General features: G+C 61.7%; 23 protein-coding genes and 1 pseudogene. 11 read left to right on the top strand and 13 right to left on the bottom strand.

Annotated elements, in window-relative coordinates:
* Positions 1 to 293 precede the first annotated feature (293 nt).
* Positions 294 to 893, top strand: coding sequence for a hypothetical protein (locus tag N554_RS42170; protein ID WP_245283679.1), 600 nt, complete (start codon positions 294 to 296; stop codon positions 891 to 893).
* An 82-nt stretch (positions 894 to 975) separates the two neighbouring features.
* Positions 976 to 2520, top strand: a complete 1545-nt coding sequence (locus N554_RS0122605; RefSeq protein ID WP_081851365.1) for an ABC transporter substrate-binding protein — start codon at positions 976 to 978, stop codon at positions 2518 to 2520.
* Between the two features lie 47 nt (positions 2521 to 2567).
* Here N554_RS0122605 and N554_RS0122600 read toward each other — a convergent pair whose 3' ends face one another.
* From N554_RS0122600 to N554_RS0122580, 5 genes are all read right to left on the bottom strand, one after another.
* A complete protein-coding gene (locus tag N554_RS0122600; protein ID WP_029585563.1) occupies positions 2568 to 3536 on the bottom strand; it encodes an NAD(P)H-dependent flavin oxidoreductase in 969 nt (322 codons plus the stop codon).
* Positions 3537 to 3656: 120 nt separating this feature from the next.
* Positions 3657 to 4202, bottom strand: coding sequence for a hypothetical protein (locus N554_RS0122595; RefSeq protein WP_371259513.1), 546 nt, complete (start codon positions 4200 to 4202; stop codon positions 3657 to 3659).
* 95 nt (positions 4203 to 4297) lie between these two features.
* Complete coding sequence (locus N554_RS0122590) at positions 4298 to 4897, bottom strand: YqaA family protein (RefSeq protein WP_029585561.1); 600 nt, start codon at positions 4895 to 4897, stop codon at positions 4298 to 4300.
* 44 nt (positions 4898 to 4941) lie between these two features.
* Positions 4942 to 5343 (bottom strand): phosphoribosyl-ATP diphosphatase, encoded by a 402-nt coding sequence (gene hisE, locus N554_RS0122585; RefSeq protein WP_029585560.1) that lies wholly within the window; start codon positions 5341 to 5343, stop codon positions 4942 to 4944.
* Positions 5344 to 5452: 109 nt separating this feature from the next.
* On the bottom strand, positions 5453 to 5884 hold the full coding sequence (locus N554_RS0122580; RefSeq protein WP_029585558.1) for a hypothetical protein: 432 nt from the start codon (positions 5882 to 5884) through the stop codon (positions 5453 to 5455).
* Positions 5885 to 6112: 228 nt separating this feature from the next.
* On the opposite strand from N554_RS0122580, the gene N554_RS0122575 reads away from it, so the two are divergent.
* The 5 genes from N554_RS0122575 (at position 6113) to N554_RS0122550 (ending at position 13353) form a co-directional block, all read left to right on the top strand.
* Entirely contained in the window at positions 6113 to 7171 is a 1059-nt protein-coding gene (locus N554_RS0122575) for an ABC transporter substrate-binding protein (RefSeq protein WP_029585557.1), read from the top strand.
* A gap of 90 nt (positions 7172 to 7261) precedes the next feature.
* Complete coding sequence (locus N554_RS0122570; RefSeq protein WP_029585556.1) at positions 7262 to 9067, top strand: glucan ABC transporter ATP-binding protein/ permease; 1806 nt, start codon at positions 7262 to 7264, stop codon at positions 9065 to 9067.
* A gap of 178 nt (positions 9068 to 9245) precedes the next feature.
* Positions 9246 to 10739, top strand: coding sequence for a D-alanyl-D-alanine carboxypeptidase family protein (locus N554_RS0122565; protein WP_029585555.1), 1494 nt, complete (start codon positions 9246 to 9248; stop codon positions 10737 to 10739).
* A gap of 247 nt (positions 10740 to 10986) precedes the next feature.
* Positions 10987 to 12672 (top strand): long-chain fatty acid--CoA ligase, encoded by a 1686-nt coding sequence (locus N554_RS0122560; protein ID WP_029585554.1) that lies wholly within the window; start codon positions 10987 to 10989, stop codon positions 12670 to 12672.
* Between the two features lie 195 nt (positions 12673 to 12867).
* Positions 12868 to 13353: a peroxiredoxin gene (locus tag N554_RS0122550; RefSeq protein WP_029585552.1), complete on the top strand. Its 486-nt coding sequence runs from the start codon at positions 12868 to 12870 to the stop codon at positions 13351 to 13353.
* A gap of 177 nt (positions 13354 to 13530) precedes the next feature.
* Here N554_RS0122550 and rnhA read toward each other — a convergent pair whose 3' ends face one another.
* Genes rnhA through ispH form a run of 3 tightly spaced genes read right to left on the bottom strand, consistent with a single transcriptional unit; the run spans position 13531 to position 15943 of the window.
* On the bottom strand, positions 13531 to 13995 hold the full coding sequence (gene rnhA / locus N554_RS0122545) for a ribonuclease HI (RefSeq protein WP_029585550.1): 465 nt from the start codon (positions 13993 to 13995) through the stop codon (positions 13531 to 13533).
* Entirely contained in the window at positions 13992 to 14972 is a 981-nt protein-coding gene (locus N554_RS0122540; protein ID WP_029585549.1) for a homoserine kinase, read from the bottom strand. The genes rnhA and N554_RS0122540 overlap by 4 nt, the downstream gene beginning before the upstream one ends.
* 5 nt (positions 14973 to 14977) lie before the next feature.
* Positions 14978 to 15943: a 4-hydroxy-3-methylbut-2-enyl diphosphate reductase gene (gene ispH, locus N554_RS0122535; RefSeq protein WP_029585547.1), complete on the bottom strand. Its 966-nt coding sequence runs from the start codon at positions 15941 to 15943 to the stop codon at positions 14978 to 14980.
* A gap of 216 nt (positions 15944 to 16159) precedes the next feature.
* Between ispH and N554_RS0122530 the strand changes: the two genes are divergently transcribed.
* On the top strand, positions 16160 to 16852 hold the full coding sequence (locus N554_RS0122530; RefSeq protein ID WP_029585546.1) for a DUF1013 domain-containing protein: 693 nt from the start codon (positions 16160 to 16162) through the stop codon (positions 16850 to 16852).
* A gap of 227 nt (positions 16853 to 17079) precedes the next feature.
* Here N554_RS0122530 and N554_RS0122525 read toward each other — a convergent pair whose 3' ends face one another.
* The 5 genes from N554_RS0122525 to N554_RS0122505 all read right to left on the bottom strand — a co-directional run bounded on the left by N554_RS0122525 (position 17080) and on the right by N554_RS0122505 (position 20969).
* The gene (locus tag N554_RS0122525) at positions 17080 to 17298 is read right to left on the bottom strand and encodes an alkylphosphonate utilization protein (protein ID WP_028168250.1); all 219 of its coding nucleotides are present in this window, start codon (positions 17296 to 17298) and stop codon (positions 17080 to 17082) included.
* A 150-nt stretch (positions 17299 to 17448) separates the two neighbouring features.
* The gene (locus N554_RS0122520) at positions 17449 to 17655 is read right to left on the bottom strand and encodes a DUF6494 family protein (protein WP_029585545.1); all 207 of its coding nucleotides are present in this window, start codon (positions 17653 to 17655) and stop codon (positions 17449 to 17451) included.
* 15 nt (positions 17656 to 17670) lie between these two features.
* Positions 17671 to 17931 carry a hypothetical protein gene (locus tag N554_RS0122515; RefSeq protein WP_029585544.1) on the bottom strand — a complete coding sequence of 87 codons (261 nt, stop codon included), beginning with the start codon at positions 17929 to 17931 and terminating at the stop codon, positions 17671 to 17673.
* Between the two features lie 125 nt (positions 17932 to 18056).
* Positions 18057 to 19967, bottom strand: a complete 1911-nt coding sequence (locus tag N554_RS0122510) for a propionyl-CoA synthetase (protein ID WP_029585543.1) — start codon at positions 19965 to 19967, stop codon at positions 18057 to 18059.
* A 225-nt stretch (positions 19968 to 20192) separates the two neighbouring features.
* Positions 20193 to 20969, bottom strand: a complete 777-nt coding sequence (locus N554_RS0122505; RefSeq protein ID WP_245283678.1) for a hypothetical protein — start codon at positions 20967 to 20969, stop codon at positions 20193 to 20195.
* 161 nt (positions 20970 to 21130) lie between these two features.
* Here N554_RS0122505 and N554_RS0122500 point away from each other — a divergent pair, with 161 nt between their 5' ends.
* The 3 genes and pseudogenes from N554_RS0122500 to N554_RS0122490 form a co-directional block, all read left to right on the top strand.
* The gene (locus tag N554_RS0122500; protein ID WP_029585540.1) at positions 21131 to 21901 is read left to right on the top strand and encodes a hypothetical protein; all 771 of its coding nucleotides are present in this window, start codon (positions 21131 to 21133) and stop codon (positions 21899 to 21901) included.
* Positions 21902 to 21992: 91 nt separating this feature from the next.
* A complete protein-coding gene (locus N554_RS0122495; RefSeq protein ID WP_029585539.1) occupies positions 21993 to 23537 on the top strand; it encodes a cation:proton antiporter in 1545 nt (514 codons plus the stop codon).
* A 182-nt stretch (positions 23538 to 23719) separates the two neighbouring features.
* Positions 23720 to 23984: pseudogene (locus tag N554_RS0122490) on the top strand (IS110 family transposase); the annotation flags it as partial.

The raw sequence follows: 23984 nt of genomic DNA, 5'->3' as shown, positions 1-23984 counted from the left end.
TTCGGACTTAATAATGTCTTGGCCGGGTTCCATCACATCCCGGTGATCTCGCGGCCGAGAGCTGGAGTTGTTTCCGCTGCCACGGCGGACAATTTCCAAGAAGACCAGGCAGGGGGTGGTGCGGTTTCGAGATTGTATCTCGCTGGCTGACGCGAATTGCGACGCACGGTGCGCCTTTGGCATCCGGCGATGTGATTCAAATTTTTCCGACCAAATTTGCATTCGTTCGGATCGGTTGACGGATTTTTCCGTGCGACCGGTCGCCAACAGCCAATTATTATGAGGATTTGTGTATGAGTACCTACAATGAGCAGGGCGATCTCAATCCCAACGATCCTATGTATTATGCGCCGCGCTGGTTGCGGGAAAGGGCGGCGTTTCGATTATCCCCTTCGAGCGAAACAAATTCCGAGCGCCCCAGAGGGCCCGTTTCCTCTTCATCTCCCTTCGACGGTTTGCGTGAGGAAGCGGTTCCCGAGGCTCTGCGGCGCCCGCTCGACCCTGAGGTCATTTACGAACCTCCGGGGTTTGTGCGTGAACTGGATCGGCGAACGGCGTTAATTAACGTCGGTGGTCGCTTCGCAGCAGCCGTCGGCGTTTCAGCCCTGGTGGCGCTGTTCTTCGTCATCATGGTCCCTGCTGCGCGAGATTATGCCCGGCAACCGGAGGGCGGTGCTTCATCCTTCTCCGGGATATTACAATCGATAAGAACCGCTCTCTATCAGCCATCTCGGAGAGACGACGACTCGAAACCCGCTCTTTCCGAGTTTCAGACAATCCTGGCGTCAACCCGGAGCAGCCCGCCGGCCATTACGCACGAGCAGTCAGAAACGCTGCTTCAACAATTTATGCAATGGCGCCAAAAACCTGGCTCAACCGGAGCACCTCAATAGTGGAACCGATCAATCAAACGCGCGGTGAAGCGACGACGCTGCCTAGTCATGAGTCCAACACGTCCTTGGTGCGGAGTCTGCGATGACTCCTCGTTGGATGACGTTTCTATTTAGTGTCTTGCTTGCAAGCGCTGCAGGCGCTGCGCCTGGTAACAGGACGGATGTTGTACGCGACCTTGCAGGCCGCGTCGGACCGATCGTTGGTTCAGCGTTGGCCTGCGGGGACATCGCGCGGCCTCGCATTCGGGTTATCGTCGACAAATTCGCGGCTGTAATCAAGGAAGCCTCGTCCAACGAGGCCGAACGTGACGACCTTACACAGCTGCTCGATCGCAGTGTCGCGGAGGGCCGTGGCGCTGTGACAACAGGAAGGATTGATTGCAGACTAGCAGACCGCCAGCTCGCTGATCTCGAACGGTCGATCGCCGCGCCAAGTTTGGCCGCTGCAATTGCACCGTCTTCCGCCGCCGCTGCCACCGCCCCCACAGCACCAGCCGTCAGCACCTCGACCCGCGGCGTAAGCGATCGAGAAATCCGGTTCGGAATCGCGGCACCCTTTTCCGGCGCTGCAAGGGAGCTGGGGCGCCAGATGAAGCTCGGGATCGATACCGCTTTCAACCGGGTCAACGACGCTGGGGGCGTCGATGGCCGGATGCTCCGGCTCATCGCGGCTGATGACGGTTATGAACCGACGCGAACCGCCGAGGCCATGAAACAGCTGTACGAGAAAGACCAGGTATTCGGCATCATTGGAAATGTAGGAACCCCCACCGCGGTCGTTGCGTTGCCATACGCACTCGAGCGAAAGCTGTTGTTCTTCGGCGCCTTCACGGGCGCAAACGTGCTCCGCCATGACCCTCCCGATCGCTATGTATTCAACTATCGTGCGAGCTACGCGGAGGAAACCGACGCCGCGGTGCGCTACCTGGTAAAAATGCGGCGGCTGCAACCCAGGCAGATCGCCGTTTTCGCCCAGCAGGATGCATACGGCGATTCGGGATTCGCCGGTGTCGCGAAGGCATTTCGTGCGCTCGGCGCCAGTGACAGCGCGATTCTGCGTCTCAACTACAAGCGAAACACCGTGAATGTGGAGGAAGCGGTCAATCAATTGAAAGCACAGAAGGCGCCGATCAAGGCGGTGGTCATGGTGTCGACTTATCGGGCCGCCGCGAAGTTCATCGAGAAGACCCGCGACCTCTATCCTGGGATGATTTACACCAACGTGTCGTTCGTGGGCAGCACCGCCCTTGCCGATGAGTTGATGCTATTGGGAGCGCGCTATGCCACCGGCGTAATCGTCACGCAAGTGGTCCCGGCGGTTTCCGGCTATTCGAGTGTGGTTCTCGAATACAAGAATGCCCTTGCCAAATATTTTCCCGGAGAGGCGCCTGATTACGTGTCGCTTGAAGGCTACGTTTCGGCGAACGTCCTGATCCAGGCTCTTAAACGTGCTGGACCGCAACTCGAGACCGAAAAGCTCATCGACAACCTGGAGAGCATGCGCAATCTCGACCTGGGGCTTGGAACCCCTCTCAGTTTTGGCCGCGCCGAACATCAGGCTTCGCACAAAATATGGGGAACGGCACTGGATGAAAACGGGCGGTTCCAGCCAATCGAACTTGAATAAGCATCGAGGTCATCGCCTGCGCGCAGGCGTTCGCTTGATGCTCCGCATCACAGCGGCGGATCGACAGCTTGGTCGTATTCTTTTTTGAACCGCGCAATCAACTCGGCGGCGGGCAAAATTTTGCCGACGCTGCCGACGCCCTGACCGCTACCCCAGATTTCTTTCCAGGCTTTCGGCTTGGCGCGCTCGCCCGACGCATCGGTACCGAAGCTCATCTTCGACACATCGGACTCCGGTAGATTGTCGGGATCCATGCCCGCAGCCACGATCGAAGGCTTGAGGTAATTGCCGTGCACGCCGGTAAATAGATTCGAATAGACGATATCTTCGGCGGTCGAACTGGTGATCATCTGCTTATAGCCCTCCACCGCATTGGCTTCCGTGGTGGCGATGAACGCGGAGCCGATATAGGCGAAGTCGGCGCCGAGCATCCGCACCGCGCGGATCGCGCGGCCGTTGGCGATCGCACCCGACAGCGCGATCGGCCCATCGAACCATTGCCGGGTCTCCGCCACGAATGCGAAGGGCGATATCTCGCCGGCATGGCCGCCCGCACCGGCGGATACCAATATCAAGCCGTCCGCGCCCTTCTCGATCGCCTTGTGCGCAAATTTCTGGTTGATCACGTCGTGAAAAACAATGCCGCCCCAGCTGTGCGCGGCCTGATTGAGTTCTTCGCGCGCGCCGAGCGAGGTGATGATGACAGGCACTTTGTGCTTCTCGCAAACCGCGAGGTCCTGTTCGAGCCGGTTGTTCGATCGATGCACAATCTGATTGACCGCGAACGGCGCCGACGGCCGGTCGGGATGCGCCCTGTCGTGCGCCGCGAGCTCCTCCTTGATCCGCACCAGCCACTCGTCGAGCAGCGCGGGAGGGCGCGCGTTCAGCGCCGGGAACGATCCGACGATACCGGCCTTGCACTGGGCGATCACGAGCTCAGGCACGGAAATGATGAACAGCGGCGCACCGATCGCGGGAATCGACAAACGGCCCTTGAACAAGGCAGGCATGGACATTCGGCAAATCCTCTTTGTTTATTGGGAGAAGCGCGATGCACTGATTTAAAGATGCCAGACATCATACCAAGAAAGCAATCGCGTTAACGACACGCTATCCGTGCATCGGCCGGGTGGGCGCTACTGGCACAGCGCACTCGTGACGTAATTGTCAGTCCGGCAATCGTCCGGCTTTCGGGCTCGGCCGGGGATCAACACTTTCGCCGAACAGGTTTCCGTGGAATCCGTGTTCAGGCTTTTTCCCTCTTTGAAGCCTTTGGCCTGGCAAAGCTTATCGGCGCCGACCTTGCAGTCCGGCGCGCCGTTGGTTGAGACGGGACATATCGTGCGCCCTGCCACCATGGAGGATGGCTTGGCCAGGCGCGACACGGCATCGCCCGCAGCTTTCGCGCGAGCGTTGAAATCGTCGACGGCCTCACTTGGGCTTTTCAGGCTCGGAAGGATCGACAAAGATTTCTCGAACAACTTTCCCATTTCGTTGAGCAGGCCGGGATTCTCTTCGCGCGCCGGCGGGGATGACGATGCAGGTTCGCCTTGTTGAGGTGTTGCTTGCCCGGCCGGCGTTTGAGCGCCGAGAGAGGATGGCGGCGGCGCCGCTTGCGGCCACGCGGCGCCTGCGGCCATCATCAACATCAACATCGTCGCGGTCGCGGTCGCGAAGTGCATGCTGGACTGCGCGATGAGGTCGCCGGGCCGATCAAGCATGATGTCGAGGGTAACCTGAAGCCGCGAAGGGGCAAAGCGCTTCACGGCTTCAGCTTTCAGAACATTCGAAATGCGACGACAAAACCCAGCACAAGCACGCCGGCTCCCAGCGCCACCCATAGCCCCAGATGTTTCTCGATCCTCACCCGGATCCAGTCGCCGTAACGGTTGAGCAGTATCGCGACCACGAAGAAGCGCCCGCCACGCGCAATCACCGACAGGACTATGAACAGCCAGATATTGTAATTGGCGAATCCCGAGGTGATGGTGACGAGCTTGTAGGGGATCGGCGTCAACCCCTTCAGCAGAATGATCCACGCGCCATATTCCGCGTAGCCGGCGCGGAAGGCTTCGACCTTGTCGCCGTAGCCATACAATTCGATCAGCCAATGTCCGACGGAATCGTAGAGCAGCGCGCCGATGGCGTAGCCTACAATGCCGCCCAGCACTGACGTCGCCGTGCAGACCGAGGCGTACAGCCACGCCCGCTCCGGACGCGCCAGCGCCATCGGCACCAGCATCACATCCGGTGGCACCGGAAAGAACGAGCTTTCCGCGAACGACACCACTCCCATGATCCACAGCGCGTATGGCTTGTGCGCGGCGTCAATACACCAATCATAAATCCGTCTGAGCATGGCGCGATGAACCACCATGCGGAGGATTTGTCTATGCCAACGATTGAGGAATTAAGGAGCCGCTAGTGCCGCTTGCGCAGGCTGCGGCCTTCGAGCGCGACAATTGGTCGCCGCGCGATCCGAGGCGGCGAAACCCTGGACATTTTGATGGTGGATTTCGGCAGCTTCTCGGCGATTCCGAGCAGATCCTCGCGCCGCTCCATTTCCCGCCACACGTCCTCCGGCCGCACCCCTGCAGACGCCCACAAAACGGTCAGATTATAGAGCAGATCGGCGCTTTCGCGGATCACGGCGTCGGAATTGCCATTGACCGCGTCGATCACGACCTCGATGGCTTCCTCGGCCAGTTTCTTGGCCATTTTGGCCGGCCCGCGCTGAAATAGCCGTGCGGTTCGCGAAATTGCCGGATCGAGATCCTTGGCCGCGAGTACCGCCTGGTAAAGCCGGTCGAGCGAATCACTCATCGCCTGAAACTAGTCGAAACCCGTGGCCAGCGTGTTAACGGCCGGCTCGCCAGGAAGAAATTCGTCGGCCACGGTGACCGACGAATTAATTCGGTCCGGAAGGTTGCGGTCACCAGCCGGCGATCGGATGGCCGTGGAAACGAGGCACGCCCGACCGATAGCCATATCCGCCGTAATAAGCCGGTCCGCCGCCATAATAATACGGACCTCCGCCGTAGTAAGCCGGTCCGCCGCCGTAATAACCATAATAGTCGTCATAATAGGCCCGGCGGTTCTGGGTCGCAGCGATCGCAAGGCCCGTGCCGACAATGCCGGCAAAAGCGGCGGCTGCAGCGGCACCGCCGCCGCCGCCCCGGTAGTACCTGCGGCGGGCGCTGAAGTCCGTGGCATCGCTGGTTGCCGCCGCCGACAGGCCTTTGCCTGACGGGGCGGATTCGGCCCTAGCCGGCGATGGCTCGACCGCCGTCAGCGCCACCGCCGCAATCGTCGCCATTACCGCGACGCGGCCATGGGCCGAAAACACACTTCTTCGCGTGAACATCTCGATGTCCTCCGTGGCAGCCTGGCCTCGCAGGCCCCTCCTGTAGCTAACCACCGGGTGCATCTTAGGTTCCCGAATCCGAATGCAGGCTGAACGATAGGTGGCGAAACCATGGCGCTCATCGACCGTTCAGAATTCATCCGACAGAATGCGCGTCACCGCCGCTTCGGCTGTCATCAAACAGACATACCCGGCGCGGCAACTGCGGTCCGGTCCCGGCGTAACCCAATGCACGCAAGTCTGACAATTGGTCTCCGCTGCATTTTGGCTTCGCTGATAAGCCTGCTCGGATTTGCCTGCCTTGGCGCGGGAGAGGTCCGGGCCGCGGGCGAGATTCGGCAACCGATCGCGGTCCAATTTTCCTCCGATCGCCCGATCGATGCGAGCGTGGCCCCCTTCGTGCTGGCCTCGGTCGCCGGTTTCTTTAGCGCCGAGGGTCTCGCGGTTACGAGCAATGTCGCCAGCGGATCAAAGGACGCGATCGCGCGCATCGCCGCCGGTGACAGCGATTTCGCGCTGGTCGATATCAACGAGCTGATCCGTTTTCGCGACAAGTCAGGCGTGCCGCCCGTCAAAGCGGTGTTCGTGCTATTCAACCAATCACCCTATGCGATCGTTGCCCGCAAAAGCCGGGGCATCCACGCGCTCTCCGATATTCAAGGCAAAACTCTCGGCGTCGCCGAGGGCGACCTTTCGATTCGGTTATGGCCGGCGCTGGCGCGGCAAAATGGTATCAAGATCGCGAGCGTGAAGCAGAACACCATCAGCGCCGCTGTGCGCGAACCGATCCTGTCGGCCGGTCAGGTTGATGCCGTGACCGGATTTTCATATCTATCGGCGGTCAACTTGAGAGATCGCGGCATTCCGGCAAATGACCTCGCGGTGCTTCGATACGCGGATTATGGCTGCGAGGCCTACGGATTCGCGGTGATCGTCAATCCGTCCTTCGCGGCCACCAAGCCCGAGGCGGTGAAAGGCTTCCTGCGCGCGGTGATCGCCGGCACGCATCTAGCGATCAAGGACCCCGGGCGAGCCGTGGATGAGGTCGTCAAGCGGATGGACGACGGATCGCGCGACCTCGAGCTGGAGCGCCTGCGCACCTTGATTCGCGACAACATCGTCACCGGCGAAGTGCAGCGCAACGGCCTTGGCGGCATCGATCCCGCTCGCTTCGACCGCTCGATCGATCAAATCGCTGAGGATTTCAAGTTTCAGAAACGGCCGTTCGCGGCCGATATTTTCGACGATTCGTTCCTGCCTCCACGGGACGGCCGCCTGATCAATTGAGCAAAACGTCAGCGGACGCTGTATCTCCCCAACGATCCCTGATTAGAATACAGGTCGAATCTTCCTCCCCTGTTTTGAGTCCGTAACAGCATGTCCCTGCTTCGGCTTTATGCGCGCGTCCTTGAGCTACTCGGCAAAGAGGCGCGACTCGGCTGGATACTCGCCGCCGCCAATCTGCTGCTGGCCGGCGCGCAATTCGCCGAACCGGTGCTGTTCGGCCGCATCGTCGATGTGCTCTCCAATAAGCCGTCCACCGATCCGCATGGATGGTCGCCGGCCTGGCCGCTGCTGGCGGCCTGGGCGGCGTTCGGCCTGTTCACCATCGGGTGTAGCGCCGCGGTCGCGCTGCACGCCGATCGGCTGGCGCATCGCCAGCGCCAGGCGGTGCTGACGAATTATTTCGAGCACATCATGCAATTGCCGCTGACCTTTCATACCGGCACCCATTCCGGCCGCCTGATGAAGGTGATGCTGAACGGCACCGATTCGTTGTGGCGGCTGTGGCTCGGATTTTTCCGCGAGCATTTCGCAGCGATCATGTCGCTGGTGGTGTTGCTGCCGCTGGCGTTTTACTTGAACTGGCGGCTCGCGATCCTGCTGTTCGTCCTGTGCGTGGTGTTCACGGTGCTGACCACGCTGGTGGTGCGCAAGACCTACGGCATGCAGAACGAGGTCGAGGCGCATTACAGCGACCTCTCCGCGCGCGCCTCCGACGCGCTCGGCAATGTGGCGCTGGTGCAAAGTTTTGTGCGTATCCAGGCCGAAGTGCAGGGACTGCGCTTCGTCGCCGATAGGCTATTGGCGGTGCAGATGCCGGTACTGTCGTGGTGGGCGCTGGTCACGGTCATCACCCGCGCGTCGACCACCATCACGGTGCTGGCGATCTTTGCCGTCGGCATCGCGCTGCACGAACGGGGACTCACCACCATCGGCGAAATCGTGATGTTCGTGAGCTTCGCCACCATGCTGATCCAGAAACTCGAACAGGTCGTCAGCTTCATCAATAGCGTATTCATGGAGGCGCCGCGGCTGCAGGAATTCTTCAACGTGCTGGACGCCGTGCCCGCGGTGCGCGACCGGCCCGATGCGATCGATACCGGGCGGCTCTCCGGCCTGGTCGAATTCAACGACGTCTCGTTTTCTTATGACGGCAAGCGCCCGGCGGTCGAAGACCTGTCCTTCACCGCGCTGCCCGGCCAGACCATTGCTCTGGTCGGCCCGACCGGCGCCGGCAAATCGACCGCGATCGCCTTGCTGCATCGCGCGTTCGATCCGCAGTCGGGCATCATCAAGATCGACGGCATGGACGTTCGCGGCCTGACGTTGACGGCGCTGCGGCGGAATATCGGCGTGGTGTTTCAGGAGGCCCTGCTGTTCAATCGTTCGATCGCCGACAATCTGCGCGTCGGCAAGCCGGACGCCACCGATGAGGAGATGCGGACCGCGGCGGCTCGCGCGCAGGCGCTGGAATTCATCGAACGCAGCGAGCAGGGATTCGAAACCAATGCCGGCGAGCGCGGGCGCATGCTATCGGGCGGCGAGCGGCAGCGACTGTCGATCGCGCGGGCGCTCTTGAAGGATCCGCCAATCCTGATCCTCGACGAGGCGACCAGCGCGCTCGATGCCGTCACCGAAGCCAGGGTCAACGCAGCGCTGGACGAAGTGATGAAGGGACGCACGACGTTCGTGATCGCTCACCGGCTCTCCACCATCCGCAACGCCACGCGCATCCTGGTGTTCGACGGCGGACGCGTGATCGAAAGCGGAACTTTCGATGAACTGGTGGCGAAAGGCGGCCGTTTTGCGGAACTTGCAAGGGCTCAATTCATGGTTCAGGAGAGTGCGCGGGCCGGCGTTCATGCGCAGAAAACAAGCAGCGGCGCTATTGGGGTTTAAGTCTCGCCGAAATTGCGCCTATTTGGTCGAGGATTTGATCAGCCGGCCTCTGTTCCAAACCGGCAAGCCGGTATAGGTTTGCAGGCGCCGTAGCCGCGGCGCCGGAGACGATTGAAACCCGAACGTCACATGCCGGACCTCCTCTATCAGAGGCGGTCTCAAACACCGGAATCGCATAGTGCATTTTCTTCGCCCGTTGCTTCGCAAGCCATCGTTGAGCTGGATTGTTCTTGTCGCAGCGCTCAGCGTTCTTGTGCCGCGCGTTGTGCATGCGGAAGCGCTGCTGGTCGTCGAGGCCGATACCGGAAAGGTGCTGCAGGCGGAGAACGCGACCTACCCGTGGTATCCGGCATCGGTGACCAAGCTGATGACGGCCTATCTCACGCTCAAGACCGTCAAGGATGGGCGCCTCTCGCTCGATACGTTGTTGACGGTATCGCCGACCGCGGCCGCGCAGTCGCCATCGAAGATGGGTTTCCGGCCGGGGACTCAAGTCACCGTCGATAACGCGCTCAAGATGATGATGGTGAAGTCGGCCAACGACATGGCCGTGGTGCTGGCCGAGGGCGTCGGCGGTTCGATCGATGGTTTTTCGGCTCAAATGAACCAGGCAGCGCAGCGGCTCGGCATGACGCAGACGAGCTACGTCAACCCGAACGGCCTGCCCGCGGAAGGCCAGATCACGTCGGCGCGCGATCTCGCGATCCTTGCCCGCGCCATCATCCGCGATCTGTCGGAATACGAATACTTCGTGCACATTCCCTCGATCCGTTACGGCCGCAAGGTCACGCAGAATTTCAACAAGCTGATCGGACGCTACCCGGGCGCCGATGGCTTCAAGACCGGCTTCATCTGCGCGTCCGGTTACAATCTGGTGGCGTCGGCCACACGCAATGGCAAACGGCTGATCGCGGTGGTGCTCGGCGCTTCATCGGGCCAGATGCGCGCGGTGCGGGCCGCGCAATTGCTTGAGCGCGGCTTTGCCAACAATACGCTGACGTGGTTGCGCCCTTCGCTGGGTACCGTCGACAATCTGGTGCCGATCGATGCCTCGCCACCGAACCTGCGCGACGAGATGTGCGGCAAAAAACGCAAACGGCCTGCAACCGACGAGGATGAGGACACCGTCGCAAGCAACGCCGGCGCCAGCGGCTCCAGCAGCGGCGAAGCCGCCGTGATGACGTTTTTCACCGCCGGGCTCCAGCCGCCGATGGCGAAGCCGTCGGAATTGCTGGCGGCGGCGGCCACGCCCTCGGAGCCGATCCCCGTCTATACCGGTCCGTCCAAGACCGGCCCCGCGTTGATTGCCGTGGTGGCTGCGGACGCCGAAAAGCAGACGATCCAACGTCGTGAAAAAAAGAAGTCGCGGGTTGCCGGGAAAAAGCCTGATGCCGCGACTGAGCCGAAGACCGAAGCCAAGGATACTGGGAAGGATACCGGCAAGGATGCCAAGTCCGAGCCGAAATCGGTTGCCAAACCGGCCGCCGTCAGACACGCGAATGCCAAACCGGATGCGAAGCCGGATACAAAGCCAAAAGCTGGCGAAAAGCCGGTGGCCGCGGGCGACAAGCCTGCCGCCAAGCCGGCTGCGGCAAAGCCTTCGCCCAAACCCAAGAGCACGACCGAGACCAAGCCGGCGGATCAAAAGACCGTCGCCGCTCCACGCCCTTAAGCCTCGGCCGGCCGGACCGACGGCCCTTAATTAGCCGACGATGCGTCATTTCGCGCTGCCGCTTGCCATAAGCCGCCGCATTGCTCAATACTGTCCAAAACAAGGCGTCCCGTCCCAAGAAACGGGGACCATAGCGTTTTTGAGCGAAGTGGGTACCGGTTCGCGTGAAGAAAACGCGTCAAAACAAAAGTTAGAGCCGCGGTTCTGATCAGAACCGATCAGGCTCTAAACCGAGAGGGGAAATACCATGGAGCGCATCTGGCTCAAGCAATACCCGGCCGGCGTGCCCGCCGATATCGATGTGGCCCAGTACACATCACTTGTGGAACTGCTGGAAGAAAGCTTTGCGAAATTCAGCGACCGCAAAGCCTTCATCTGCATGGACAAGTCGATAACCTATCGTGATCTCGACGAGATGTCGGTGGCACTCGCAGCCTATTTGCAGAGCAAGGGCCTGCAAAAAGGCGCACGCGTCGCGCTGATGATGCCAAATGTGTTGCAATATCCGGTATCGACCTCCGCCGTGCTGCGCGCCGGCTACGCGGTGGTGAACGTCAATCCGCTCTACACGCCGCGCGAGCTTGAACATCAACTCAAGGACTCCGGCGCCGAGGCGATCATCGTTCTCGAAAACTTTGCGACCACCGTACAGCAGGTGATCGCCCGGACCGCGATCAAGCACGTCATCATCGGCAGCATGGGCGATCTGCTTGGATTGAAAGGCGTGATCGTCAATCTGGTGGTGCGGCGGGTGAAGAAGATGGTGCCGGCCTATTCAATTCCGGGCGCCGTGAGCTTCAACGAGGCGCTGGCGGCCGGCCGTAGCATGCAGTTCAACAAGCCGAAGATCGCGCCCGACGATGTCGCCTTCCTGCAATATACCGGCGGCACCACCGGCCTCTCCAAGGGAGCGACGCTGCTCCATCGCAACATTCTCGCCAACGTGCTGCAGAACGACGCCTGGGTGCAGCCGGCGCTGAAAAGGCCGCCGCATGTCGACCCGATGATCATCGTTTGCGCGCTGCCGCTCTATCACATCTTCGCGCTGACGGCCTGCTTTCTGCTGGGGGTGCGCGCCGGCAGCACCAATCTGTTGATTCCCAACCCGCGCGACATGGCCGGCTTCGTCAAGGAGCTGATGAAATACCAGGTCAACTTTTTTCCGGCGGTCAACACGCTCTACAATGGCCTGTTGAACACGCCCGGCTTCGACAAGGTCGATTTCTCCAAGCTGAAAATCTCCAACGGCGGCGGCATGGCCACGCAGAAATCCGTCGCGGAGGCCTGGCTAAAGACGACCGGCTGTGCGCTGTCCGAGGGTTATGGCCTGTCGGAAACCTCGCCGACGCTGACCTGCAACCCCGCGGATACCGACAAGTTCTCCGGCTCGATCGGCATTCCCGTGCCGTCGACCTATATCTCGATCCGCGACGACAACGGCAACGAAGTGCCGCTCGGCCAGCCCGGCGAAATCTGCGCCAAAGGCCCGCAGGTGATGGCCGGTTACTGGAACCGGCCTGAAGAGACCGCAAATGTGATGACCGCGGATGGCTACTTCCGCACCGGCGATATCGGCGTGATGACGCCGGACGGCTACACCAAGATCGTCGACCGCAAGAAGGATATGATCTTGGTGTCGGGCTTTAACGTCTATCCCAACGAGGTCGAGGAAGTGATCGCCAGCCACCCCGGCGTGCTGGAATGCGCCGTGATCGGCGTCGAGGACGCGCGTTCGGGCGAAGCGGTCAAGGCGTTTGTGGTGAAGAAGGATCCCCTCGTCACCGCCGAAGACATCATCAAATTCTGCGGCACCCAACTGACCAACTACAAGGTCCCGAAGCTGATCGAGTTCAGGACCTCCCTGCCGAAGACCAATGTCGGGAAGATCCTGCGCCGCGAATTGCGCGACGAAAAGAAGGCCGCGGCGGCATAGGATCGACTCCACCGTCATTGCGAGCGAAGCGAAGCAATCCAGCTTTACATCAGCAAGCTGGATTGCTTCGTCGCTTCGCTCCTCGCAATGACGTTGAAAGGTCCCGGCCTTGCCTCCAGCAAACCGCTGTGAACCGCTTTCCATCCCCCCGGAAAATGCTTTAAGACATCCCCGCACATCCAGGGAGAATTGACGATGACCATCAAAGTTGGCGACAAGCTGCCCGATGCCAAGCTTCGCGTGTTGACGGCAGAAGGTCTGCAGGTCAGGACCACCGACGACATCTTCAAGGGCAAGAAGGTCGCGCTGTTCGCGGTGCCCGGCGCCTACACCGGCACCTGCCACAAGATGCATCTGCCGAGCATTTTTCTCAACGCCTACGCCATCAAGGACAAGGGCGTGAACACGATCGCGATCATCTCCGTCAACGACGCCTTTGTCATGAACGCCTGGAAGCGCGACACCGACCAGCGCGACGAAGCCGTATTCCTCGCCGACGGCAACGCCGAATTCACCAAGGCGATCGGCATGGAGCTCGACGCTTCCGGCAACGGCCTTGGCATCCGCTCCAAGCGCTATTCGATGCTGGTGGATGACGGCGTGGTCAAGCAGCTCAATCTCGAGCCGGCGCCCGGCAAGGTCGAGGTTTCCGGCGGCGAGACGCTGCTGGCGCAACTGTAAGCGCCGCTTCTTCGTCGTCGGCCGGCTTTTGCTTCCCTTCTCCCCTTGTGGGAGAAGGTGGCGCGGACGAAATCCGCGCCGGATGAGGGGTCTTTATCCGCGGTGAGAACACCTCACCCGTCGCCTCACTCCGTGAGGCGCCACCCTCCCCCACAAGGGGAGAGGGCAAAGCGGCGACTAATCTCTCAGCCTAGTCTTCAACCGCGCCATGGCAACGCCATCGCGCGCCAGCTGATCGGCGCGTTCGTTGACGTCGTGGCCGGCATGGCCCTTGACCCAGTGCCAGCGTACATCGTGCGTCTTCAGGGCGGCATCGAGGCGCTGCCACAGATCGACGTTCTTGACCGGCTTCTTGTCCGAGGTACGCCAGCCGTTCTTCTTCCAGCCATGGATCCAGCCGGTGATGCCCTGACGGACGTACTGGCTGTCGGTGTAGAGATCGACCGTGCAGGGTTTCTTCAGAGCTTCCAGGGCGGAGATCGCCGCCATCAGTTCCATGCGGTTGTTGGTGGTACGTGCCTCGCCGCCCTTCAATTCCTTTTCGAAGTCGCCGAATTTCAGGATGGCGCCCCAGCCGCCCGGCCCGGGATTGCCCGAGCACGCGCCATCGGTGTGAATGATAACCGACGGAGGCGAACTCACGCCACCAGCCCCGAGGCTGCGACGCCGTAGTCGCGCATGCTGGCAACGCTCTGCTGGAAGCGCAGCTTGCGGAAATATTCGAGCGGGTCCTTGGGTTTTACCATTGCGCCCGGCGGAACGTTGAACCAGTCGACTAGACGCGTCAGCAGAATTCGCAGCGCAGCGCCGCGCGCCAACAACGGCAGGGCGTCCTGCTCGGCGTCGGACAATTTCCGCTCACGGCCGTAGGCGTTGAGGAATGCGCGTGCCTTGGTGACATTGAAGGAATGATCGACCTCGAAACACCAGGCGTTGAGGCAGATCGCAATGTCGTAAGCGAGGATATCGTTGCAGGCGAAATAGAAATCGATCAGGCCCGAGAGCCTCTCGCCGAGAAACAGCACATTGTCTGGAAACGCGTCGGCATGAATCACGCCTTCAGGGAGATTCTTAGGCCAGGTTTTTTCGAGATGATCGAGTTCATCGCTCATTAGCTGCCGCAAGCCGTGCTGAAGCGTATCGGCGCGCGGCGCCGCCTGATCGAACAGCGGACGCCAACCCGATACCGAGAGCGCGTTGGCGCGCTTCATCGGAAAATCGCGGCCCGCCAGATGCAGTTTTGCCAGCGCCTGGCCGACCGCGGCGCAATGCGCGGCGTTGGGCTTGCGCGGCCACACGCCTTCGAGGAAATCGATGATCGCCGCGGGCCGGCCGGCGAGCCTGCCGAGCGTTTCGCCGCCACGCGTTTTCACCGGCTGCGGGCAGACGATGCCGTGACCGGCGAGATGTCCCATCAGCCCGAGGAAGAACGGAAGGTCGCCGACCGCCACGCGCTTTTCATACAGCGTGAGGAAGAACGAACCGGCCGTTGTGTGCAGCAGGAAGTTGGAGTTCTCGACGCCCTCGGCGATGCCCTTGTAGGACAACAATTCGCCGATGTCGTAATGGCTCAAAAATTCCGCAAGCTCGTCGGCGGCGACGTCGGTGTAAACCGCCATCGCAGCTACTCGGCTGCGTCGGGCCGCAGCGAACGCGGCAACGGAAAGAATTCGTTCTCTTCCGCGGCCGAGACCGTCTCCACATGCAATTCGTAGCGTTCGGCGAACGCACCCATGATCTCCTCGACGATCACTTCCGGCGCCGACGCACCGGCGGTGATGCCGAGGCTCTTGATGCCCTCAAACCGTGACCAGTCGAGATCGCCGGCGCGCTGCGCCAGCACCGCGATCGGGCAGCCCTCGCGTTCGGCGACCTCGCGCAGCCGCTGCGAATTCGACGAATTCGGCGCGCCGACCACGATCAGGGCGTCGACCACCGGCGCCACCTTCTTCACCGCCAGTTGGCGGTTGGTGGTGGCGTAGCAGATGTCTTCCTTGTGCGGGCCGGAGATGTTGGGAAACCGCTCCTTCAGCATCGCGACGATTTCGGCGGTGTCGTCGATCGACAGCGTGGTCTGCGTGACGAAGGCGAGATTGTCGGGGTTCTTCGGCGTGAAGGTCTTGGCGTCGTCCGCGGTCTCGATCAGCGTCACGGCGCCGGCCGGCAATTGCCCGAGCGTGCCGACCACTTCGGGATGATGGGAATGCCCGATCAAGAGGATTTCGCGGCCGCGCTTGAAATGGATCGCCGCCTCTCGGTGCACCTTGGTGACCAGCGGACAGGTGGCATCCAACGAAAAGAAATTACGGGCGCGGGCATCCGCCGGCACCGATTTCGGAACCCCGTGGGCTGAAAACACCACCGGTGCGTTGGTGTTGTCGGGGATTTCAGCCAGTTCCTCGACGAAAATCGCGCCTTTGGTCTTGAGGCTGTCGACCACGTAGCGGTTGTGGACGATCTCGTGACGGACATAGACCGGGGCGCCATAGATCGTGAGCGCGCGTTCCACGGTGTCGATCGCCCGCACCACGCCGGCGCAGAAGCCCCGGGGCGAACAAAGCACGATTTTCAGGGGTGGTTTGGCTGACATAGGGGCGATCTCGGACCGAATCACCCCCAGCCGGCGGGCGGGGAACGGTCAATTCAAATAACGACTTGGGACGGCTTTTGGGCGCTGTCAAGGCCGGTCAGCAAACCATTGCGCGGCAAGGCCGGGACGGCCTATATAGGGGTATAATTCCCGTCATCGCTGATGACCACGGCTTCGTCTCCAAAAGAGGTGGGCGAAGCGCTAAGGAGATTTGCCATGAGCAATGCACCGCTGATGCCAAAAGCGACTGCCGTGTGGCTGGTTGACAATACCGCGCTGACCTTCGACCAGGTGGCCGATTTCACCAAAATGCACCCGCTGGAGGTCCGCGCCATCGCCGATGGCGACGCCGCCCAGGGCATCAAGGGCATGGACCCGATTTCGACCGGCCAATTGACCCGCGACGAGATCGAAAAGGGCGAAAAGGACCCGAACTATCGCCTCAAGCTCGGCGAGAGCAAGGTGACGCTGCCGCCGCAGGCCAAGAAGAAGGGCCCGCGCTATACGCCGGTATCGCGCCGCCATGAGCGGCCGAGCGCGATCCTGTGGCTGGTGCGCAACCATCCCGAATTGAAGGACGCGCAGATCATGCGCCTGGTCGGCACCACCAAGACCACCATCGCCAGCGTGCGTGATCGTACCCACTGGAATGCCTCTACCCTGACCCCGATGGACCCGGTGACGCTCGGTCTGTGCTCGCAGATCGAGCTCGATTTCGAGGTGCAGCGCGCGGCCAAGGAGAAGCCGACCGACGCCGCATATGGCGGCGCGACCTTGCTGCCGGCCTCCGAGACCACCCGCAAGGAGCCGGAATTCGAGCCCACCGAGAAGCAGCGCGACGATCTCAACGTCGACGCCGTGTTCGCCAAGCTGAAGACCATCGGCGGGAAGAAGCAGGACGAGGAGTAGGAGCTGGTCGGCTGCCGCTGTGGTCGTCATGCCCCGCCACCGGGTCTCGCCTTCGGCGAGCCCGATGACAGGCTCCGGCGGGGCATCCAGTGCGCCGCGACCTCTCGATTTAATCACTGACGTCTCTGGAATACGGGATCATCCGCTTTCGCGGATGATGACGGTTACCGGCTGAGCGCGCTCGGCGGGCCACGTTGCGTGGTTCGCCGTCAATTGCGGCGTTCCCCTCACGCCTTCTTCAAAAACTCTGTCCTCAGCACCAGGCCCTTGACCTTGTCGGTGCGGCCTTCGATCTCGTCTTCGTTGTCGGTCAGGTGGATATTCTTGATCACGGTGCCGCGCTTGAGCACGGTGGACGAGCCCTTCAGCTTCAGGTCCTTGATCAGCGTCACGCTGTCGCCCTCGGCGAGCAGCGCGCCGTTCGAGTCCCTGACCTTGATGTCCATAATTCTGTTCCTGCGCCTCTGCGATGATTACCTCATCGCAGAGGCGCGCATCTTTGCCCGTCTCGAACCATGAGGGATGCGTCCCATCATCCTTCGAGACGCGCGCAACAGCGCGCTCCTCAGGATGAGGTCGATTGCCGTCGGCCGAAATTAACCGAGTTCGATCTCGTCAGTGATCTCGTGGGTGAGGCTGACGCCGCCAACGGTAAGAACCATCTTGGCCGCCATTTTCTCGTTGCCTTTGAGACGGCCGGCTTCCACCGCGTCGCGCACCGCCTTCTCGATTTCGCGCTGCGAGGTGACGCCGACCTTCTTGAGGAATTTGCGCAGGCTGTTGTTAAAAACGTCTTCGTTCATGATCGCCTCCTGAGGTTACGGCCTGACCGGGTTATTCATCATATATTCGCCGAGATTGCGCTGCTGCCGGTCGGCGCGCGCGACGGAGTTGTTGCGCGCCACATCGCGATCTTTCCGGCAGGCGACATATTCGGGCGAGCCGACCGCGACATTGTTGGCACGGCAGATCGCATCGTCGTCGCCATTTGCATCGGCCATGGTCGGCTGTCCCCGTTCGAGGCAGCCCGCGAGCAGCGGGACAACGAGCAATAGCGGGATAGCAAATTTCAATTTCATGCGTTGCCTTTCGAACCTCATGGTGAGGAGCCCGCGCCGCGGGCGTCTCGAACCATCCTTCGAGACGCGGCTTACGCCGTTCCTCAGGATGAGGTCCAGAGAAATACGGCCTATTCAAGAAAGCCTTACACGCGTCCCTTCAGCGCCTCGCCGATTTCGTCCAGCACCTTCGGATCCTCGATGGTCGCCGGCATGGTCCACGCCTCGCCGTCGGCGATCTTCTTGATGGTGCCGCGCAGGATTTTCCCCGAACGCGTCTTCGGCAACCGGCCCACGGTGATGGCGAGCTTGAACGCCGCGACGGGGCCGAGCTTTTCGCGCACCAGCGTCACGATCTCCGTTTCGATCTCGGCATGGCTTCTCGCGACGCCGGCCTTCAGCACCAGGAAACCGCAGGGCACCTCGCCCTTGATCGCGTCCTTGATGCCAAGCACCGCGCATTCGGCGACGTCGGGATGGGAAGCGAGAATCTCTTCCATGCCGCCGGTGGAGAGCCGGTGACCGGCGACATTGATGATGTCATCGGTGCGGCCCATCACAAAGACATAGCCATCCTCGTCCTTGTAACCGGCGTCGGCGGTTTTGTAGTAGCCGGGGAATTCATTGAAATAGGCTTCCTTGCAGCGCTCGTCCTGCTCCCACAGTGTCGGCAGGCAGCCCGGCGGCATCGGCAGCTTGATCACGAGCGAGCCCATGACATCCGCGGGCAGCGGCCTGGCAGCCTCATCGACCACGTCGACCTGATAACCCGGCATCGGCACCGTCGGCGAGCCGTGCTTCACCGGCAGCATCCCCAACCCCACCGGGTTGCCGGCGATGCACCAGCCGGTTTCGGTCTGCCACCAGTGATCGATCACCGGCACCTTCAATTGAGCTTCCGCCCATTCCACCGTCGGCGGATCGGCGCGCTCGCCGGCGAGAAACAGCGTGCGGAATTTGGAAAGGTCGTTCCGGCGGATGAACTTGCCGTCCGGGTCTTCCTTGCGAATGGCGCGGAAGGCGGTCGGCGCGGTGAACAGCGCCACAGCCTTGTGCTCGGCAATCACCCGCCAGAACGCGCCGGCGTCGGGCGTGCCGATCGGCTTGCCCTCATACATGATCGAGGTCGCGCCGTGAAACAGCGGCCCGTAGATGATGTAGCTGTGGCCGACCACCCAGCCGATATCGGAGCCGCACCACCAGACTTCACCGGGCTTGACGCCGTACAGATTGAACATCGACCATTTCAGCGCGACCAGATGCCCGCCATTGTCGCGCACCACGCCTTTGGGCTTACCTGTGGTGCCCGAGGTATAGAGGATATAGAGCGGATCGGTCGCGAGCACCGGCACGCACGCAGCCGTCTTGCCGGCGTCGTACGCGGCGCGGCGCAACGCCGCCCAGTCGTGATCGCGGCCCGCGGTGAGTTCGCAGGAGTGCTGCGGCCGCTGCAGGATGATGCAGGCTTGCGGCTTCACGCTTGAAAGTTTGATCGCCTCGTCGAGCAGCGGCTTGTACTGCACGATGCGGCCGGGCTCGAGCCCGCAGCTTGCCGAGAAGATCAGTTTTGGTTTGGCGTCTTCGATGCGCGTCGCGAGTTCTTTCGCCGCGAAGCCGCCGAACACCACGGAATGCACCGCACCGATCCGCGCGCAGGCCAGCATCGCGACCACGGCTTCCGGCACCATCGGCATATAGAGGATGACGCGGTCGCCCTTGACGATGCCGAAATCCTGCATGACCGCGGCGAGCGTCTGCACCTCCTTGAGCAGTTCCGAGTAGGTCAGTTTCGAGATGGTATTGGCCAGCGGCGAATCGTGGATCAGCGCCACCTGATCCGCGCGTCCACCGGCGACATGACGGTCCAGCGCGTTGTAGCAGGTGTTGACCACGGCGCCGGCGAACCAGCAGCCATACAGACCCATGCCGGGATCGAATATCTTTTTCGCGGGCTCGATCCAGTCGATCTCCCGCGCCGCCTCGCGCCAAAAGCCCTCCGGGTCGGCGAGCGAGCGGGCATGGACCTCGTGATACCGGCTGTTGTTCTGGATGTTCATGGCGTCGCTCCCCGTGATCCATCCACATCGTCATGTTCCGGGCTTGTCCCGGGCATCCACCTCTTTGCATCCTATCAAAGAAAGCAAGACGTGGATGGCCGGGACAGGCCGGCCATGACGGTACGGGCGGCAGTTTCTTTGCTTGCCAGGCTGCATTGTCACGGGAAGCGCCGCCATTTCAAGGCGAAAACAGTGCAACATTGGGCTAATGGATCGCGCCGGCGTTCAATAGGATTCAATCGCCAGCAGACGGTCCAGTCGCTCTCTCATTGCGCTTCGCAGGTCGTAGCCCGGCCGGCCGAATCCGGCGTTGCGGCGGGCGAGAAAGACGTCCTGTTCGCGCTGCAAGGCGCGGCCGGCCCGCAGACTGTTGGAGGCCGCTTCGCGAACCACTTTGCTGTTCACGGCGTTGATCTCGCGGTCAAGATTGGCGAGTTCAGGATTGGCGCAGATTGCCTTCTCGACTGCGCGTCTGGCGGTCGAACAATTGAAGTTCGGCTGGTTATTGAGCGCCATAAACGCGCCGAGGCGTTCAACCTCCCGTGCGAGCGATTTGTAACTTCGCTTCGCCGCCGGATGATCCGGGTTAAGCTTGATCGCGGCGCCGAAATCCTGCAGGGCGCGGGGTCGATCGCCCTTCCTGCGCCAGAGTTCGCCACGGGCGTTGAAGATATCGGCCAGCGTCGGGTCGAGCCGCAGCGCCGTGTCGTAGTCCTCGATGGCGCGGTCGATCAGCTCCTTGCGGTCGTAGGCGCCGGCGCGCGCGATCAGCGCCTTGATGCGGTCCGCCCGCAGCGTCTTCTCGTTGTCGACCAGCGCGCCGCAAATGGCGATGATCTTCTCGGCATCATTGGACGCCGCCGCAGCAATGCAAGGCGCGGGGTCGACCTGCGGATCGGTGGCGGGCTCGGCGCCGGTGGCCAGCGCCTGTTGCGGCGGCGCTGTCCACAGCAGAGAGGCGACCGCTGCGGTTCGGATCCGGGCCGTGAAATTATGTCTCATCGATGTACCCAGCGAATCGCCTTCGATATCGGAGAGGCCGCCACACGCCAGTAATGCCGCGGATCGGAATGCAGAGCAATTGCATGGTCGTTTATTGACCAGAACGGATATGGCCGGATGGTTTATTTGAACCAAAACCCGGTCCCAGAGACTCAACACTCATGACAACCTTGATCGACGGCAATCGCGTGCGCGCCAGCGCGGCGTCAGACACGCGATATTTTTATTTTCATATGGCGCTGGCGTGCACGGCCGTCGCCTTCCTCGGCTTCGCGCCGACCTACTGGCTACCCCTGGCTTCGGGATCGTTCTCGTCTTCGCCGGTGGTTCATTTTCACGGCATGCTGTTTTTCGCCTGGACCCTGTACTTTGCGTTACAGACCTGGCTGGCCGCTTCCGGACAGATCGCACGTCATCGCACGATGGGAATGATCGGCGTGTCGCTGGCGACCGCGATGACGATCTTCGGCTTTCTGGTCGCGGTCAACGCGATGAAGCGCTCTGCGGCGATCGGGCAAACCGATGCGGGGATAGCTTTTGTGATCGTCCCGCTTAGTGGCATCCTGTTCTTTGCGGTGGTCTTCATCCTCGCCGTTGCCGCCACGCGTCAGCCCGAAACCCACAAGCGATTGATGCTTCTGGCCGGCATATCGCTGCTGGACGCGGCGGTGGCCCGCTGGTTTCTCACCTTCCTGGCGCCGCCTGGACCACCCGGCCCGCCTCCGGTCGAGGTCACCATCGCCCCGGCTTTCGTCGCTTACCTGCTGCTCGTGGTCGCGATCGTTTTCGATTGGCGTACGCGCGGACGTCCGCACCCGGTGTACATCTACGGCGGCGCCACGCTGATAGCTGTGAAGCTCCTGAACTGGCCGATCAGCGCCACGGCGGCCTGGCATTCCTTCGCGGGTGGAATATTGGCGCTCGCTCAATAGCAAAAGGCGCGGCTCACTGCCGCGCCCGGATGACGCGGTGGTTTTGGTGCTAGACTGATGGCGACATCAAACGGCCGACGGGACCCGCGACTTGATCACATTCGAATGGCTTATTGGCCTGCTGCTTGCTGCAGTGCTGCTGTCGGCGCTGGCGCGGCGGATAAAGGTGCCTTATCCGACCTTTCTCGCCATCGGCGGCATGCTGCTGGCCTTCGTGCCATCCGGCCCGTCCTGGACGCTGGAGCCTGATCTGGCGCTGGCGCTGTTCGTAGCGCCGGTGCTGCTGGATGCCGCCTTCGACACTTCGCTGCGCGACCTCAGGAATAACTGGCTGCCGGTCTCGACGCTGGTATTCGTCGCGGTCGGCCTCACCACCGCGGCGGTGGCGGTGCTTGTCCACTGGCTGCTGCCGGACATGCCGTGGTCGGCCGCGATCGCGCTTGGGGCCATCGTGGCGCCGCCTGATGCGGCCGCGGCGACGGCCGTCCTGCGGCAGGTCAACCTGCCGTATCGGATCCTGAAAATTCTCGAAGGTGAAAGCCTCCTCAACGACGCCAGCGCGCTCCTGATCTATCGCGTCGCCGTTGGCGCTGCCGCGGTCCAGCACTTCAGGTGGAGCGAGTTTGCACCGTCGATCGTCCTGGCTTTAGCGGGGAGCCTGGCGGCCGGCTATCTGTTTGCCAGGATTTCAACGAAGTTGACCCAGCGGATCACCGATGCGCCAAGCGCGATCATCGTGCAATTCGCCGGCACCTTCACTGTATGGATCGTGGCCGAGCACATCGGCCTTTCCGGCATTCTGACCATCGTCGCCTATGCGATTACCATCGCGCGCACCGCGCCGGCGCGAATCCCCGCGCGTCTGCGCGTGCCGTCCTACGCGGTATGGGACACCGCGGTTTTTGTTCTCAACGTGCTGGCGTTCATGCTGATCGGCATGCAGTTGCGTCCCATTTGGGAACGGCTCGACGAACTGGTACGGCTGGAATACTGCGCGATCGCCGCCGGCGTCCTCGCAACGGTCATCTTCACACGCATCGCCTGGGTGATCATTTACGGTACCACATTGCGGCTACTGATCGCGCGAGGCATCTTTCATCCCGGACGCTCGACGGCCGCGCCCACCGTTGAAAGCGGCATCGTCGTGTCCTGGTGCGGCATGCGCGGCATCGTCACGCTGGCAGCGGCGTATGCGCTGCCGGAAGGTTTTCCGTATCGCGATCTCATTCTGCTGACGGCGTTTGCCGTGGTGCTGGGATCGCTGGTGATCCAGGGTCTGACATTGCGGCCGCTGATCCTGGCGCTGCGGCTGAAGGACGAGAACCCGGTGGCCGCCGAGGTGGCCCGCGCCCGTGCCGTCGCTTATCGGGCTGCGCTGGATGAAATCGACGGCGACCCATCCGAAGAAGCTGAAATGCTCCGGCTTGAATACCGCGCGCTGCTGCTTCGCGCGGAAGGCAATCCCGATGGCGGCGTTTCAACCGGCGAACTGCCGGCAGATCCGTTGCGGCGGCGCGCCATCAACGCCGCCCGGCGAGCGATCCTCACGCTACGCCAATCCGAAACCATCGGCGACGATGCCTTTCATCAGCTTGAAGAAGAATTCGACTGGGCGGAATTGAGCGCGCAGGGGTAGTATCATAAAATATGGGTGTCGTTCCCGCGAAAGCGGGGACCCATAGGCCGCGGCGTTTGTGGGTACGGCAGTGGCTGCTGGCTTTTTCGAACGAGAGGCCGCGGCTGATGGGGTGGACGGCCCCCTACGGCATCAGTGTGCCAGAATGAGGTTGTTGCAAATCTCAGACAAGGGAGCCGTCCGTGGACCAGATTATCCGCATTGGAATGGATACGTCGAAGCATATTTTTCAGCTGCATGGGGTCGATGCCGCGGAGCGGCCGGGGTTGCGCAAGCGGCTTCGGCGCAACGAGGTGTTGGTGTTTTTTGCCAAGCTGCCGCCGACGGTGATTGGAATGGAGGCGTGCGGCGCAGCGCATGACTGGGCGCGGAAGTTACGCAAGCTAGGCCATGAGGTGAAGCTGATGGCGCCGCAACACGTCAAGCCCTATGTCAAGCGCAACAAGA

Source organism: Bradyrhizobium sp. URHD0069 (assembly GCF_000701345.1).
Taxonomy (GTDB): domain Bacteria; phylum Pseudomonadota; class Alphaproteobacteria; order Rhizobiales; family Xanthobacteraceae; genus Bradyrhizobium.
Note: the sequence above shows the minus strand (reverse complement) of the source record. Positions and strands in the feature narration are given on the sequence as shown.